Genomic DNA, 17,732 nt, shown 5'->3' with positions numbered 1-17,732 from the left:
TCTATACCTTTCTCTGACTAATTTCAAATATTTTTTCTTGTGTAGCTTCGCTAGTAGGGATTTCTCCTTTTACATAGCCACTGTCCATTACAAAAATTCTATCAGTTAATCCAATTAACTCTTCTAATTCAGAAGAAATAACAATGACGGCTTTTCCTTCGCTGGCTAATTGAAAAATAATATTATAAATTTCGTATTTTGAACCAACATCAATTCCTTTTGTTGGTTCGTCAATTATTAATGTAGTAGGTTCAGTTGTTAGAGATTTAGCCAAAACAACTTTTTGTTGATTTCCACCCGACAAGGTTTCAACTAAATAATCCACGCTAGGAACTTTGATACCTAATTTTTCCCTCATTTTAACTGAATTTTTGTAAGCCATATGATTATCTAAAACACCAAATTTAGTAAATTTCGATAAAGATGAGGAAGCAATGTTGTAATCAATAGAAAACATTTGTATTAAACCAGCACCTTTTCTATCTTCCGAAGCATACATCACTCCGTTACTAATGGCTTTTGAAACTGAATTAAGAATGACTTTTTTTCCGTTAAGGAAAATTTGACCATCAGTCATCTTTCCGCTTTGTCTACCAAATACTGATAAAGCCAATTCAGAGCGACCAGATCCAACTAAACCTGCTAGACCGACTATTTCGCCTGCTTTAACATTAAAATATCCATTTTTAACAACAAATACATCTTTTAATTGAGGATGTTCAACAACAACATTTTCAGCCCTTAAAGTTTCTTTGCCAATTTTTCTATCAGGTTTTTTTGGGAACTTAGCAGATAAATCACGACCAACTATATCTTTTATCAATTTGGCTTCTGAAATTTTTTCCTTTTCATTATTATATGAAGAAACAAATTTTCCGTCTCTAATAACTACAATATCATCAGCAACATATTCGACTTCTTTTAATTTGTGGCTAACAAAAATTGATGTAATGTTGTTTTCATTTTTCAATTTTTTCATAATATCCAAAAGCAAATAACTATCTCTATCATTTAAAGAAGCTGTTGGCTCATCTAATATTATTAGTTTTGCTTCTTGTGAAAGCACTTTTGCAATTTCAATTAACTGTTGTTGGGCAACACTGAAAAATCCAGCATTTTTAGTTACATCAATGTCAGTCAATCCGACACAATCCAATCATTTTTTGGATTCTTTAATCATTCAATTTCAGTCTAATACTCCAACTTTATTTCTTTTAAAATGACCCATAAATATGTTTTCATAGACAGGCAGAAAAGGAGAAATTGACAATTCTTGATGAATGATGGCTATTCCATTTGATTCACTATCTTTTATTGAATTAAAGCGTACTTTTTTCCCTTCAAAGTATAAATCACCTTCACGTTCAGAAGCGGGTATAACACCGGTAATTGATTTAAGTAATGTGCTTTTACCGGCTCCGTTTTCACCAACAAGAGATAAAATTTTACCTCTACGTACTTCGAAAGTTACATCACTTAGCGCTGTAACTCCAGGATATTTTTTTGTGATATTTTTTAATTCGAGTATATTTTGAATTTTTTTTGTAGAAGAAATTGATTGAAATTGATCACTATTTGTTAAATTATTTTGATTCATATTAACACCATTTCATTTGTAAATTAATAGTGAATTAACATGCGTTAATTCACTATTAATATTTATTTTTATTTAATTTCTTTTAGTTAGAAAGACTTGATACGTTTTGAGGTGTAACAACTCTTGGAACTAACATGATAGTGTTAATAACTTTAGCTCCAACTTTATATTGACCTTGTTCAAGGGTAAATTCAATTGTTGGGTTAGCTAATCTAACCATTGAATAAATTTGGTCTGGTGTAGCTTTTGGGAAAGCAACTAATACAGTTGCTAGAGATGCAGCCACTTTAGTTAAATTTATGTCTGGTTTTGAAATTGTCATTCCAATTGAAGAATCAGTTGCACCTTTTTTCAATTGATCTATTGCTTCTATATTTCCGTCGTGAGCAGTAATGTAAATTCCGTTAGCTTTTTGATTAGCTCTACTATTTATTTCGGATGTAGCGGCAATAGCTAAAGCAATACCATCATTTGGTGCTAAAACACCTGCTAGTGAATTTTTTTGTTCGGTAGTTAGTGAGTTATATACGGCTGCAAAGTTTGTTGCTGCAGTAGTATTACTTCAGTTAGTATCCAATTGTTGAATAGTTGAATTTGCACCATCTCTATTGTAAATTTTTACTTGTGGGTCGATTTTCATTACTTCTTTAATGATATCCAATGCACCACCTAAAAATAGACCAGCATTATTATCTGTTTGAGCTCCCGCCGAAAGAATAATTCCTTTTTCACTTGTTAATCTTGTAGCACCTTTAACAGCCGCTAATAAAGTTTCTTTAGTTCAATCTGTTTTTCCTGTAGTGTCTAATCCAAAGAAGTGTGCCATCATGTACATACCTTGAATTTGTCCGATTAAGTAATTGTCAAATGCAACATATCAATTGTAATTAGCTGTACCAGTAATTAAACGGTCATAAGCAATAACTTGTGCACCTTTACTTACTGCAGAATCAACTGTAGAACCAACTGAATTACCATCAATTGAACCAATAATTAAAGCGGCTGCACCTTTATCTAAATCAGATAAAAGATTTGTATTTTGATTATTTTGAACACCAACATTTGTTGTATTTCCGCCATAACCATTAATTTTAGCAGCTTCAGTCATATAATTTGTAGCATTAATTCAACGAGGATTATTTGGATCACCAAATGACATAGCGAATGTTGCATCACTAGCTGTGTATGCTCCTTTTGGGTTAGCGATTGTCTCTACGTAATATCCTGTAGATGGGCCTTGTGTAACTTTAACAAGAACATTAAGTTTTGCACTATCTGCACCACTATATATAACATTTTTAATTTCAAATGAATAAGTTGATCCTGAAACTGTCGAAATATCAAAATCATCGGTAACAATTTTTCCAGATACTTTATCAACGCCACTTTTTAATGTAATTGTAGGTTTTCCTGTTGTACCTTTTAAGAAAGTATCTAGAGCATTATTTTGTTCGGTGGTACCACCAGTTGCTTCAAAGTTTTTAACAGTAAAGTTAGAAGCGTTTTGTACTTCCGCAAGATCTTTACTTGATTGTCCTGGAAACGGGTCAACAGTTCCACAAGATACTGCAGCAATAGTTGCAATTGTACCAATAGCAGGCACACCTAAACCAAACAATAATTTTTTGTTTAATTTCATTTTTTCTCCTTAATTAGATTCCCGAGTCTTCAGTTTATATAAATTCTTTCAACAATTGGGAAGTATATTTTTAATGTTTAAATTATACATATTTCCAAAAAATGATTATGATTTTGATTCCATATGGAACTTTTTTTCCACTTATTTGTAAAATTTGCAGCCTAATTTCCAACAATTAAGAATAACTTAAAATCCAATAATAAAACCAATAGCGGTTTAAAAATTTTACTTAAGGCAATAGAATAGAATTTAAAATAAAAAACAAAAATTTTGCAAAATTTTAGAATTAGTAAAATTAATTTCAAAAAAATTATGGGAATTTAAAATGAGTACCAATGACTTTGATCTCCTCTCTTTTCTCACTTATTTGTTTAACCATCGAATAAAATTTTTATTCTTATCGATATTGTTCTAACTTAGTTATGAAATTTTTATTCTAAACATTAAAATTTGTACAACTTTTTGACTATTAAAATTTTCTCTTATTTTCTAAAAATTGTTTTAAAAATTTTAAGAATTTAAGCATACCAAAGAAAAAATTGGGAAAAGAAGATAATTTACTTAGAAAGGGAATTAATTTTTAACAAAGTAAATATTTAGAAAGGACTTTTATGAAAAAAATTAACATGTTTATTTCATCATTAGTGATTGTTGCAAGCATTCCTATCGTTTCAACAATGTCACTAAATGTAATGGAAATAAAATCACAGAATAGTAAATCAATAACTAAAGAAACTATGCAAACACTTGATAGCTTGATTAATTCGATTGAAACAACAGAAAAAAATAAGGCAATCAGCAATATAATAACAGTTCGAAATAAAACATATGATGTTTCATTAGATTATAGTTTAAGTAATATAACTGAAACAAAAGAATATACTGCAAATATATACTTAAAATCTAAAGATAATTTGGAGAAAAATATAATTGAATTATCAAAACAAAATTTTTCAAAAATTGTTAATTTTTATGTATCAAGTCTCGCACCTTTAATTTTAATAACATTTGAAGATGAAAGTTATTTTGAGGCAAATAATAAGATTTTGTCTAATTTGAATTTTATTGATTTTTCTATTTCTGAAATTTCACCATCAACACAAAATATGGAATTATCAGAAGATTTAAATAATGAAATGCAAACAATCGAAAACAATAGAGAAATTTTAAATAAAGGTTTAACGAATTATGAAAAATATATTTTTGATAATGCCTATTCAGGAAATGTTAAAGTAGGTGTTTTAGAAGTTGATGGATTTGTAGATAAATGACATGAAGTTTTCTCATCAACAAAACATATGATACATACGATGAAATCGGATTTGAAATTTAATGAAACATCCGACCACGCTACTGCAGTTGCATCATTAATTAATGGAAAAAATTCTATTACTGACAAAACCGAAATATATAGTGCAACAACAAAAAATAAAATTGAATCTATTGAATGAATGATCAGAAATGGCATTAAACTTATTAATCATAGTTATGGTAGAACAATTGTAGAATATATAACTAAAAAAGAAAAAGGCATCACAATAATATTAAATAAGATATTTCACGATTATATTGGTTATAGCCATTTTAACTATTATTTGGATTATATATCTCAAAGATATGATGTTACAAACGTATTTTCTGCCGGAAACGATGCTGATGAAACATTTGAAGGAAGAAATTATGAAAAAATTGAAGGCTATGCGCTTAGTCCCAATGTTATTACAGTTGGAGCATTTTCCAAAAAAAGTAACATAGATAATCGTAAAGTGATTACTAAAACTCCTTATTCTGAATTTGGTATAGAAACTAGCAAACTGGGAGATAAGATATCTTCATTTACAGGATTACCAAAGCCAATAATTGTTGCAGAAGATGATGTAAATATTAATGCTATAAGGGAATGAACTGGAGTATATGACAAAATAGGAACTAGTTTTTCAGCTCCGAGGGTTACTGCTAGTTTATCAATTGTTGATCGTAAATTTAAAAATTTAAAAAGTCGTGTATATACCCATATGGCAATTTTAGCTGCTTCCGGATCGGATTTTGAAGGTCAGCCTTATGTAGGAGAAACCAAAACTCCATGATTAAATTACAATGGTTTTGATAAAAAAGTTGGTGCTGGTAAAATAAATAATTGAAAATTGCATGCAGCAGCAGCAAACACAACACAATATGAAATTCCACACACACAAAGTAAATTTGAAATTTATTCCAAAATGTTTCATGTAAATCACGGCAAAACAATTTCAATTGGTCTTGCATGATTATACAATGCTGGATATAACATGTTTACACCAAATCCATGGCAAAACGATTTGTATAACTATATTCCCTATGTAGGAACTGCAATTGCTGCTATAGAAAATGCAAATTCTACAAAAAGTAGAAGTGAAAGACAAATTGATTTTAAAAACGGATACGAAAATGTTAAGGGTATTATATATTCAGATTTTGACGTGTACTTGGAAAATTACAATGGGTGAAGTCAAAAATGAGTAACCGTAGGTTCATCGACTAAATATAATACTAATGTAGAAAGATTGGTTCACAAAGCAATGGATTACAATACAAATAGTTATAGAATTAGAGTTGTGAAATATAAAAGTGCTGATGTAAAATATGCTTATAAATCAATTGACAAATTGTCATTAAGTTATGTAGTTTGAGATGAGAAAAAATAAATTAAATCAAATTTTAATACAACACTAAATCAAAAAGTGTTGTATTTTTTATAATTTAAAAATCAGCAACTACAAAAATAGAACTTGTAAGGTGAATATAAAATCTCTAGTTGTGTTTATTTTATAACGAGATACATTTTAAACATTAATTTATTTTTTCCGGTGATATCAATTACTTTAACATTTTTACAAAACGAAATTATTAGTTTGGGGAAATGATTTTAAACTAAATTCAATATCTTTAGAAATTTATAAATAATAATGAGGTTGAATTTTAAATTAAAGCACCATAATTTAGACAATTGTTTGAAAAAGTTGTTATTAAATATGCATAATTTGTAAAAAATATATAATTTTTTGTGTAAAGGGGAATAAATTTTAATAAAAACATTTGTCGGTTGATAATTATCAATAAATTTACATTAATAAATATAGTATTGTCAATACATAATATATAAATGAAGTATTAAATATTAGATATTTACTATGTAATTTGAGAAGGAGAATCTATGAAAAAATTTAAATTTTTTATGTCTATTTCATCAATTTTAACATTATCAGTTTTTGCTTCATGTAGTCAAATGATTTCAGTAAAAGAACCAAATGATGACGATGGTAAAAAATTTGAGATTAATCATATTTTGAATGCAAAAATTGCTGCAAAAATAGAAAATGATTTCAAAAAAATAAAAAATATTAATCCTATTTCGAATGAAAATGAATTAAGAGTAAGAATTAATAATAGTTATATATTCCAAAACGAAAAAGGTCAAATAGAAATCAAAAGAAAATATTTTCCTAGTGGTGAAAAGGGTATATATGAATATTATTATGGTTTCATCGATACAATAAAAGAACGAAAATGGTTAGATTTTAGAAAAGAAGTAGATATTAATCGTTTATTTGAAAACGGACTAATTAATAAGGATCAATTAACCCGTCCAAGCATGGAGTTAATACTTCATGCTTTGTGACAAAGAAAACTTTATAACTTTCATAAAATAATAACTAATTTTTCTGATTTTAAAAAATATTTAGCCTACACCGGTGAATTACTGTATGATGACATTTTAAGCGAAAAAGGAAATGAAAAAATTAAAAAATTCAAGTCAGAAAAATTAGATAATTTAATTGATTTTAACGGTATTAATGAAGAATTTTTTAAAGAAAATTTATTAATAGTTTCTGCATTAAGTGATAATGAAAGAATAATTAAAATTGATTATGACAAAATAGTTAATAAGATAAATTTAAAAACACTAAACATGTCAGAATCAGAAAATGGAATTATTGATTTTATAAAAACTGTTAACGACTTTCAAATTAGAGATATAAGATACTGAAAAATAATACATGTAGACTTATCACTAAAATTTGGATGGTCACTTCAAAACGAAACACTTACTGTAATTAATAAAAAGCAATATGGAATTGAAAAAGAAAATGTAAAACTAGATAGTTACCGTATTGAAATGCACGATGAGTTAGTAGAAATTTACGAAAAATAATAAAAATTAACGGTTTTTGCTATGACCGTTAATTTTTATTATTTCCTTCTATGGGGCCTTTTTAGTGTGATCTTAAACGACTTTATTTGTTTAAAACTAGTGTTTTTAAATTTGGGAATTTAGTTTTTAAAACTTTTTCTAATTCTAAACGAACACTAGGTCTTGTAATACCATCAACTTGACTTTTAGAATATGGATCATTTTGTATAAAATTAGTTACTAATGTAGTTGGAGTATTACCACCATTTTTGTCTGTTGCAGTACCTTGAGCATTAACTATTCCGTAATTTCTAAAATTTGCATCAAGCACCATTCACCCAGAAAACCCAGGTGTAACAGGATTGCCTGATAAAAAAGTTGTTGTTGCAGCACTTAAATTTGAAGTTCACATACCAGCTTTTTCATTATTAACTAATTTGCTTTGGTAAAAGTTAAAAGGTAAATTCTTATTGTTAAATAAGTCGGTATTAAATCTTCCACCTTCTGCATATTCAGCGTAATATTTATCAAAGTATTCTTGGTTGAATTTATCTAAAAACCTCACGCTATCATTAGAAACTCCTCCTATAACGTAGAAAGGTTTCATAGATGAAGTACCACTAGTTTCAGGATTACCTCAACTAAAAGCTAGGCCACTAGCATCACTAGTAAGTTTATTAGAAGGATACCCCGCAAAATATGAATTTACTCTTTCGTCGGTTCTTGGTAAAATAAAGCGTTCGTCATTATCTCCAATAATAGGGGCACTTCCATCTAAACTATGTGAAAAAAATTCTTTTTGAACACTTTCATCTGAATCAAGAATTGTAATTAATTCAGGTCACATTGATTCTAAATCAGCGCGTTTAAATGACATTTTCATTAAGAATAAGTCTGGTCCTATTAATTCATTAGTCACATGACCATAATCCGATTCTCGTTTTAAACCACCTCCATATATTGAACTATTAAATTCATCCTGACCAGATCGATTAATATGGCCGATCGTTACTTTTGGTGTGTAGATAATAGAATCTAGAAAGTTCTGTCTACTTTTGGTAAGTCATGTAGGATCATTTTCATTCATATTAAATTCGAATGTGGTTGGATCAAAATTTATGTTTTTAAGATTAATAAATTCAGGGTAACTAAGCCCTTTGATATACTCTTCATGAATGTTAGCAACAGGACGTCATGGAGATTGTTTTGCATTAATGTTTTGTTTATCATAGAAAATGGTTTGATTCCAATAATTACCCGAACTCTCTGCTGTTCCATCATTAATTTGTCAAAAAGGAATTTGTTTTACATTCTCATACTTTGATTGGTCGGATGATTTAAAACGTGATCACATAAAATTATCAAATCCTGAATTATTAAGTCAACTGACTTGTGCATTTAACCTTTCATTATTTTGTTGATCAAAATTTCCGGCATTTTCACTCTTAAATACAAAAAGATTTGGGAATGGATTTGATCCATCTAATTCGGGTCTATTACCATTTGGATTAGCACCAGAATAACGGGCGATATTAGCAACGTGTTTATTTGTAGCCACTATAAATGAATAAACATCTTGTTTTTCTTTAGGATCTTTATTATCTTCAATTATTCTGTCTACAAGTCAAGCTGTACCTCCTGACTGACTAATATTTTTTAAATCTCTAACATTCGGTCTAGTGTAGTATTGATCTGCTTGACTTTTCAAGCGACTACCATAGCGCGGTCACCTACTACTGAAGTCGTCTGCTAATCTTTTTATGTTTTCATATTTAGACTTAAAAGTCGTATTTTCATTGTCGTTACGATCGTCACTTGAATTAAAGTAACCAGCATATCTATATGAAATAACAAATGAGCGGTCACCAATAGCCGCTAAATAATCAACATCTCTTTTTAATCCAGCGTATTCTGGAGTTAAATCTTTTTCCAAGACATGTTCTATGTTTTTGCCATCAGTATAAACAACATAAATTTTTAGAACACCTGTAGTGTTATCTGCACCTTTTTCATCCGTGTAAAATCTAATATTTTTTGCGTTGCTTGGTAAATTTTGAAATAAGTACATTGATTTTTCATTGTCTTTAATCTTTGTTTCAGGAATTTGGTCGCTAATTATTGATTTTTGATTCAATCTAATTTCATCACTAAGTGTAATTAATTTTCACGCAAACATTTTTGGATTTTGACCCATTTCATTATGTGTAACTAAATACTTAAGTGATTGTTGATCAAACTTAATTCCTTCAGTTGAATCCATTGGCTTAATCAGTGGTTTTAATTTTTCCGGCAATTTCATCGGTTGCGGTGCTTTTGCCAAACTGTCAATATGAGTTTTTTCTAGATCTGAGTGTGAACGAGTGCTTTGAATTTTGTAATTGTATCAAAAATTATAATTCTGTTTATATTCATTGCCAACAGGATTAACATCACCTTTAGTAGATGAATAAATTTCATCGCGTTGCTCTTTAGCCATTTTAAAAGTGTTGCTGTTAGGATTATATTCTGGTGCATCAGCATTTTTATTAGAAATTAGAAAGTCAGAATTTTTAAAAGAACCATTAATTGAATCTTTTTGAGCACTTCACGTTGTTGTAAAATTGGTCTTGTCCGAATTTTCACTATATACAAATCGTTTATTATCGTCAGAGTTTGCTACTTGATTTAGGGCAACTAAATTACTATTATCGTAACCAGAATGTAGTTTCAAATTTGTTGAAGAAGCAACTGCAACATTTCTAGGTGTAGATGTCGCATCTGAAGAAGAAGGTGGTTGACTAGGCTCAGGTTCAGGTTTTGGTTCAGGTTTTGGTTCAGGTTTTGGTTCTGAAGGAGTAGGTGGCTGAGTAGGTTTAGGTGTGGGGGTTGGTTCTGGTTGAGGATCCGGTTTTGGTTCTGAAGGAGTAGGGGGCTGAGCAGGATTGGTGTCAACAACTGGATCGGTTTCGGGTTTTGGAGCTGGTGATGGATCAGGTTTAGGATTTGGTTCAGAAGGAGTATGAGGCTCAGTAGGTTTAGGTGTGGGGTTTGGTTCTGGTTGAGGATCGGGTTTTGGTTCTGAAGAAGTTGGTGGTTGAGTAGGTTTTGGTTCTGGTTGAGGATTGGGAGTCGGACCTGGTTTAGGTATAATTGGATTAGAACTTTCAGAAATATAAGAAAGAGTTAAGGAATAATTATTACCGTCATTTTTGAATAATTGTGATTTGTAATTTACCTTGACATTGAAGCTAAGTTTTTTGTCAGTATTATTAATTTCTAAAACTTTTACTTTGGCACTTCACTCGTTATCAAAACTTACATTATTTTCAATATTTATAACTTCATCTTTTTTAACTGTTAAAGATTTATTGTTGTAAGTATTTGTTAAATACTTGTTTACTTGATCTTTTGTCTTTGTAAAAATATTTGTCAAATCTTGACTTGGATTATTACCATTTTCAGGAGAACAAGCAATAGCAATAGATGCACTTGTAAAAGCAAGAGTAGATAAGGAAGCTAATATAAATAAGCGATTTTTTTTCATGGAAAGTCCTTTTTAAAATGTTTTATTATTCAGACACATTGTTCCGCGCAAATTATAAAGCAAATGAAAAATTATATTAAAAAACCTAAAATGTAAAGAATCCACAAAATAGGACTAAAAAATTATAAATATTTCACCGTCAATTTTTGTTAGCTCCCCCTATTTGTAATTAATTGCCCTGTTAATATATAAAAATTAAAAAAAGAGATTTTTCATCTCTCTTTTAGTAATATTGTTGCCAGTATTGCACTTGAAATTTCAACAAGGGACCGTTTTAGTGACAAATTAAACAGGTTTATTTGTTTAAAACTAATGTTTTTAAATTTGGAAATTTGGCTTTTAAAACATTTTCTAATTCTAAACGAACACTAGGTCTTGTAATGCCATCAACCTGACTTTTAGAATATGGATCTTCTTGTATAAAATTAGCTACTAATGTAACTCGGGTAATTCCTTTTGCATCTTCGCTTGATGCAGTACCTTGAGCAAAAACTATCCCATAATTTCTAAAATTTGCATCAAGCACCATTGACCCAGAAAACCCACGTGTAACAGGGTTACCTGATAAGAAAGTTGTTGTAACAGCATTTGAATTTGAAGTTCACATACCTGCTTTTTCATTGTTAACTAATTTACTATGGTTAAAGTTAGAAGGTAAATCTTTTTCGTTATATAAGTCGCCGTTAAATCTTCCACCTTCAGAATATTCAGAGTAATACTTCTTAAAGTATTCTTTGTTAAATTTATCTAAATAATTTAAATCATCACTATTACTTCCTCCGACAACGTAGTAAGGTTTCATGGACGAAGTTCCGCTTGTTTCAGGATTACCTCAACTAAAAGCAAGGCCATCAGGTTCAACTGTTTTATTAGAAGGGTAGCCAGCAAAATATGAATTTACTCTTTCGTCGGTTCTTGGTAAAATAAAGCGTTCATCGTTATCTCCAATAACTGGGGCACTTCCATCTAAACTATGTGAAAAAAACTCTTTTTGAACGCTTGCATCTGAATCAAGAATTTTAATTAATTCAGGTCACATTGATTCCAAATCAGTTCGTTTAAATGACATTTTCATTAAAAATAAGTCTAGTCCAAATAATTCGTTAGTAACATGACCAAAATCTTTTTCACGTTTTAAACCAGCACTATACATTGGACTATTAAATTCATCTGGTTTACCAGCTCTATTAATATGGCCGATTGTTACTTTTGGCGTGTAGATAATAGAATCTAGAAAATTTTTCTTACTTTTGGTAAGTCATGTAGGATCATTTTCATTCATATTAAATTCGAATTTAGTTGTATCTAAATTTTTGTGTTTAAGGTTAAGAAAGTCTGAGTAACTAAGTCCTTTAATATAGTCTTAGTGAATGTTAGTAACAGGACGTCATGGAGATGGTTTTGCATTGAGGCTTAATGTATCGTAGTAAATCATTTGATTCCAATAGTCACCCGATTCCCTTGCTCTTCCTCCTTCAATTTCCCAAAAAGGAATTTGCTTTACATTCTCATATTTTAATTGGTCAGATTCAATAAAACGAGATCACATAAAAGTATCAAATCCTGAATTATTAGTTCAACTAACTTGTGCGTTTAAACGTTGTCTATTTTGTTCATCATACCTTCCAGCATTTTCACCTTTAAATACGGAAAGACTTGGAAACGGATTTGATCCATCTGAATTAAGTCTTCCACCACTTATATTAGCACCAGAATAACGTGAAATATCAGCTACGTGTTTATTTGTAGCTACTATGAATGAATAAACATCTTGCTTAGTTTTAGGATCTTGACCATCTTCAATTATTCTATCTACTAGTCAAGCCGTACCACCTGAATTAGTAACATTTTTTAAATTTTTAGATTTAGGGTACTTGTAGTAACTATCTATTCTACTTTTCAGAGCTGAGGGGTTACGATTGAAATCACTTGCGTATTGTTTTACTGTGTCATATGTAGGCTTAAAAGTCGTATTCTTGTCGTCGGTATAATCATCATTTGAATCAAAGTAACCAGCGTATCTATATGAAATAACAAATGAGCGGTCACCAATAGCTGCTAAATAATCAACATCTCTTTTTAATCCAGCATAATCTGGAGTTAAATCTTTTTCTAAGACATGTTCTTTGTTGTTTGCATCAGTATAAACAACATAAATTTTTAGAACACCTGTAGTGTTATTTGCACCTTTTTCGTCTGTGTAAAACTTAATATTTTTTGTACCGTTTGGTAAATTTTGAAATAAACGCATTGTTTTTTCATTGTCTTTAATCTTTGTTTCAGGAATTTGATCACTAATTATAGATTTTTGATTCATTCTGATCTCATCACTAAGTGTAATTAATTTTCATGCAAACATTTTTGGATTTTGACCCATTTCATTATGAGTGACTAAATACTTAAGTGATTCTTGATTAAACTTAATTCCTTCAGTTGAATCCATTTGCTTAATCATTGAATTAAATTTATCTGGTAATTTAATCGGTTGCGGTGCTTTTGCCAAACTGTCAATATGAGTTCTTTCTAGATTTGAGTGTGAACGAGTGCTTTGAATTTTGTAATTGTATCAAAAATTATAGTTCTGTACATATACATTGCCAACGGGATTAACATCACCATTAGTAGAAAGATAAATTTCATCTCGTTGTTCTTTAGCAGTTTTAAAAGTATTGTTGTTAGGGTTATATTCTGGCGAATCAGCTTTTCGGTTAGAAATTAGAAAATCAGAATCTTTCAAAGAACCATTAATTGAATCTTTTTGAGCACTTCACGTTGTTGTAAAATTGGTCGTGTCCGCACTTTCAGTATATGAAAAACGTTTATTATCTTCAGCGTTCGCTACTTCATTTATGGTTGTTAAATTACTATTATCGTAACCCGAATGAATTTTCAAATTTGTTGAAGAAGTAACTACAACATTTCTAGATGTAGATGCCGAATCAGAAGGAGGTTGAGTAGGTTTAGGATTAGGTTTTGGTGTAGGAGCGGGTTGTTCAGGTGTTGGAGCGGGTTGTTCAGGTGTTGGAGCTGGTTGTTCAGGTGTTGGAGCTGGTTGTTCTGGTGTAGGATTTGGCTCGGGCGAAGTAGGAGGCTGAGTAGGTTCAGGTGTGGGTTTTGGTTGAGGAGAAGTAGGTGGCTGAGTAGGTTTTGGAGTTGGTGTTGGATTGGGTGTAACTTTGTTTTCGATCATTGTTTTAAATGAACCTTGTAATAAAGTATTATCCTGCGCATCAAGCAATTTGAAATAATATGAAGTATTTGAATCTAGGTTATCAATTGTTGTTTCAATAGAGGCATTAATTTTCTTAATTTCCTGAAATTGATCATGACTTTTTTTAGAAAGTGAAACCAAATAAATTTGGCTACTTTGTAGACCGTTAAAATTTATTTGTGCCTGATTATTTGAGATTTTCGAAACATTATATGTAATCGGTGCGACACTTACATTATTACCAGGATCTGCTGAACAGGCAATAGCAATTGAAGCACTTGTAAAAGCAAGAGTAGATAAGGTAGCAAATGTAAATAAGCGATTTTTTTTCATAGAAAGTCCTTTTTTAAAGAGTTTTATTATTCTGTGACTCTTTTTCGCCCACATTATAAAACAAATGAAAAATTATATTGAAAAAACTAAAAGTGTGGAAAACACGTAATGAAATGGATTCAGTTGATTAAGTAATTAAAAAAAGAGCCGCGGCTCTTTTAAAAAATTAATTTTTTACGTTTCTTGCTTTGATAATATTGTCTGAAATATTTTTAGGAGCTTTTTCGTAATGATCAAAACTCATTTGATATGTACCACGTCCACTTGACATTGAACGTAATTCAGTTGCATAACCAAACATTTCACTTAAAGGTACGTGTGCTCTAATAATACTTGCTCCATCTGAACGAGTTTCATTATTAACAATTTGACCTCTACGTCGACTTAAATCACCCATAACATCACCAAAGTTATCTTCAGGAACAACTACAGATACGTCCATAATAGGTTCAAGTAAAACAGTATTTACTTTATCTCTAGCAGCACTAAGTGCCATTGATGCAGCAATTTTATAAGCCATTTCACTACTATCAACATCATGGTATGATCCATCAAATAATGTTGCTTTAAGATCTATCATAGGATAACCGGCTAAAATACCAGCTGCCATTTTTTCTTCAAGACCTTTTTGGATTGTTTTGATATATTCTTTAGGAATTTTACCACCAACAATTTTGTCAACAAATTCAAAACCTTTATCAGGGTTAGGTTCAAAAGTAATTCATACGTGTCCGTATTGTCCTTTTCCACCTGATTGTTTAATGTATTTACCTTCAATATCAGCCGTTTTAGTAATTGTTTCACGATATGAAACTTGCGGTGCACCAACTTTAGCTTGAACACCAAATTCTCTTTTTAGTCTGTCGACAATAATATCTAAGTGTAACTCACCCATACCAGCAATAATTGTTTGCCCGGTTTCTTCATCTGTGTAAGTCCTAAAAGTAGGATCTTCTGCTGCTAATTTTTGTAATCCTAATGATAATTTTTCAGTAGCAGCTTTACTTTCAGGTTCAAGAGCTTGTGAAATAACTGGTTCTGGGAAAACCATTTTTTCTAAAACAACTTTAGGAGCTTTTTCAGATACTAAAGTATCTCCAGTTGTAGTTGATTTTAATCCTACTAAAGCAGCAATGTCACCAGCATATACTTGGCTGATTTCTTCACGACTGTTAGCGTGCATTTGTAAAATCCGACCAACACGTTCTTTTTTATCTTTAGTAGTATTGTAAACATATGTTCCTTTTTCAAGGATACCACCATATGAACGTACGAATGTTAATGAACCAACAAATGGATCGTTCATAATTTTAAAAGCTAGAGCCGCAAAAGGTACTTCATCACTTGCTTCAACTGTAACTTCTTCTTCACCTAAATGCCCTTTAATAGCAGGAACATCTAAAGGCGAAGGTAAATAATCAACAACTGCATCTAATAAAGCTTTAACACCTTTGTTTTTAAAAGCTGTACCACAAACTGCTGGGAAAAATTCACTAGTTAAAGTAGCTTTTCTAATTGCAGCTTTTAATTTAGGAACTGGAATTTCTTTTTCTTCTAAAGCAAGTTCAAAGATTTCATCATCATATGTTGAAACTGCATCGATTAAACGAATTCTTCATCTTTTTGCTCTGTCTTTTAATTCAGCCGGAATTTCGATTTCTTTAGCCACTTCTTCAGGTGAACCATCAAAAATGTATGCTTTCATTTCCACTAAATCAATGTGACCTTGATATTCATTTTCTTTACCAATATTTAAATGAATAGGAACTGCATTTCCTCTTAAAATTTTGTGAACAGATTGAACAGCTTTAGCAAAACTTGCTCCAGCTTTATCCATTTTATTTACAAAAACTAAACGAGGAACTTTGTAATTTGTTGCTTGTCTTCAAACTGTTTCGGTTTGAGGTTCAACTCCTGATTGTGCATCTAAAACTGCTACTGCTCCATCAAGTACTCTAAGTGAACGTTCAACTTCAACTGTAAAATCAACGTGACCTGGAGTATCAATTATATTAACTCTTTTATCTTTTCAAAAAGCTGTTGTAGCAGCAGCTGTTATAGTGATACCACGTTCTTTTTCTTGTTCCATAAAGTCCATTTGAGATCCACCATCGTGGGTTTCTCCAATTTTATGGATTTTACCTGTATGTAAAAGAATTCTTTCTGTAGTTGTTGTTTTACCAGCATCAATGTGTGCCATGATACCGATATTACGATAATCTGCTAATTTAAAATCTCTTGCCATAATCAACTATCATCTGAAATGTGCAAAAGCTCTATTTGCTTCAGCCATTTTATGTGTATCCTCTTGTTTTTTAACTGCCCCACCAATTTTGTTTGAAGCATCAATGATTTCGTTAGCTAATCTTAAGTCCATAGTTTTTTCATTTCTTAATCTAGCATAAAGAACGATTCATCTTAATGATAAAGTTGCTTTTCTTCTTTTTGAAACTTCCATAGGAACTTGGTAGTTTGTTCCACCAATTCTTCTAGTTCTAATTTCAATTTGAGGTGTAACATTTTTAATAGCTTCGTTAAACACTTCCATTGGATCTTTTTGAGTTTTTTCTCTAATAATGTCAAAAGCTGAATAAAGTATTTTCTGAGCAATTGATTTTTTACCGTCAAGCATAATACTATTAACTAGTTTTGTAATGATAACTTGATCAAAAACTGGATCTGGTAATACTTGTCGTTGCGGCGCTTTATGTTTTCTTGCCATATTATTTTCCTTTCTCTAATTTAATAATAATTATTCTGATTTAGGTGATTTAGCACCGTAACGTGAACGAGCTTGTTTTCTGTTATTTACACCAGCTGTATCTTGAGTTCCACGTACAATTGTATATCTAACCCCAGGTAAGTCTTTAACACGACCTCCTCTGATTAAAACAACACTGTGTTCTTGTAAGTTATGTCCTTCTCCAGGGATGTAAGCAGTTACTTCCATTCCGTTTGACAATCTTACCCTTGCGTATTTACGCAAAGCAGAGTTAGGTTTTTTAGGTGTCATTGTTGCAACCCTTGTACAAACTCCTCTTTTAAAAGGTGAAGAAAGTTTAGTATATTTCTTGTGAATAGAATTAAAGTTTTGACTTAATGCAGGTGCATTAGGTTTTTTAACTTTAGGCTTACGTGCCTGGCGAATTAATTGGTTAATTGTTGCCATGTTTTCCTTTCAATTTATTAATTTTGGCAGTCTTCAAAATTAGAAAACTTGTTTCATTATACAACAACTCCGTTTAGTGTGTCAAAAAA

Annotated in this window: 10 protein-coding genes; 2 read left to right on the top strand and 8 right to left on the bottom strand. The window is 30.6% G+C overall.

Annotated features, from left to right (window positions below):
* Position 1: 1 nt before the first annotated feature.
* Both CG473_RS00170 and CG473_RS00165 read right to left on the bottom strand, forming a co-directional pair.
* Positions 2-1,597: a sugar ABC transporter ATP-binding protein gene (locus CG473_RS00170; RefSeq protein ID WP_094254296.1), complete on the bottom strand. Its 1,596-nt coding sequence runs from the start codon at positions 1,595-1,597 to the stop codon at positions 2-4.
* Between the two features lie 82 nt (positions 1,598-1,679).
* Complete coding sequence (locus CG473_RS00165; RefSeq protein WP_094254295.1) at positions 1,680-3,236, bottom strand: substrate-binding domain-containing protein; 1,557 nt, start codon at positions 3,234-3,236, stop codon at positions 1,680-1,682.
* Positions 3,237-3,847: 611 nt separating this feature from the next.
* Between CG473_RS00165 and CG473_RS00160 the strand changes: the two genes are divergently transcribed.
* Together CG473_RS00160 and CG473_RS00155 are read left to right on the top strand one after the other, a co-directional pair.
* A complete protein-coding gene (locus CG473_RS00160) occupies positions 3,848-5,920 on the top strand; it encodes a S8 family serine peptidase (RefSeq protein ID WP_094254294.1) in 2,073 nt (690 codons plus the stop codon).
* 509 nt (positions 5,921-6,429) lie between these two features.
* Positions 6,430-7,428, top strand: a complete 999-nt coding sequence (locus CG473_RS00155) for a hypothetical protein (RefSeq protein ID WP_094254293.1) — start codon at positions 6,430-6,432, stop codon at positions 7,426-7,428.
* Between the two features lie 82 nt (positions 7,429-7,510).
* On the opposite strand, the gene CG473_RS04335 is transcribed toward CG473_RS00155, so the two are convergent.
* The 6 genes from CG473_RS04335 to rpsL all read right to left on the bottom strand — a co-directional run bounded on the left by CG473_RS04335 (position 7,511) and on the right by rpsL (position 17,643).
* Positions 7,511-10,930, bottom strand: a complete 3,420-nt coding sequence (locus tag CG473_RS04335; RefSeq protein WP_094254292.1) for a hypothetical protein — start codon at positions 10,928-10,930, stop codon at positions 7,511-7,513.
* Between the two features lie 295 nt (positions 10,931-11,225).
* The gene (locus CG473_RS00145; RefSeq protein ID WP_094254291.1) at positions 11,226-12,212 is read right to left on the bottom strand and encodes a hypothetical protein; all 987 of its coding nucleotides are present in this window, start codon (positions 12,210-12,212) and stop codon (positions 11,226-11,228) included.
* An 81-nt stretch (positions 12,213-12,293) separates the two neighbouring features.
* Positions 12,294-14,474 carry a hypothetical protein gene (locus CG473_RS00140; protein WP_094254290.1) on the bottom strand — a complete coding sequence of 727 codons (2,181 nt, stop codon included), beginning with the start codon at positions 14,472-14,474 and terminating at the stop codon, positions 12,294-12,296.
* 166 nt (positions 14,475-14,640) lie between these two features.
* Positions 14,641-16,719 carry an elongation factor G gene (fusA, locus tag CG473_RS00135; protein WP_094254289.1) on the bottom strand — a complete coding sequence of 693 codons (2,079 nt, stop codon included), beginning with the start codon at positions 16,717-16,719 and terminating at the stop codon, positions 14,641-14,643.
* Positions 16,720-16,725: 6 nt separating this feature from the next.
* Complete coding sequence (rpsG, locus tag CG473_RS00130) at positions 16,726-17,196, bottom strand: 30S ribosomal protein S7 (RefSeq protein ID WP_094254288.1); 471 nt, start codon at positions 17,194-17,196, stop codon at positions 16,726-16,728.
* Positions 17,197-17,226: 30 nt separating this feature from the next.
* Entirely contained in the window at positions 17,227-17,643 is a 417-nt protein-coding gene (gene rpsL / locus CG473_RS00125; protein WP_094254287.1) for a 30S ribosomal protein S12, read from the bottom strand.
* Positions 17,644-17,732: the final 89 nt, after the last annotated feature.

It is taken from the genome of Mycoplasma testudineum, from assembly GCF_002245785.1.
Classification (GTDB): Bacteria; Bacillota_I; Bacilli_A; order Mycoplasmatales; family Metamycoplasmataceae; genus Mycoplasmopsis_B; species Mycoplasmopsis_B testudinea.
The sequence above is the reverse complement of the archived record's forward strand: the minus strand, read 5'-3'. Positions and strand labels throughout refer to the sequence as shown.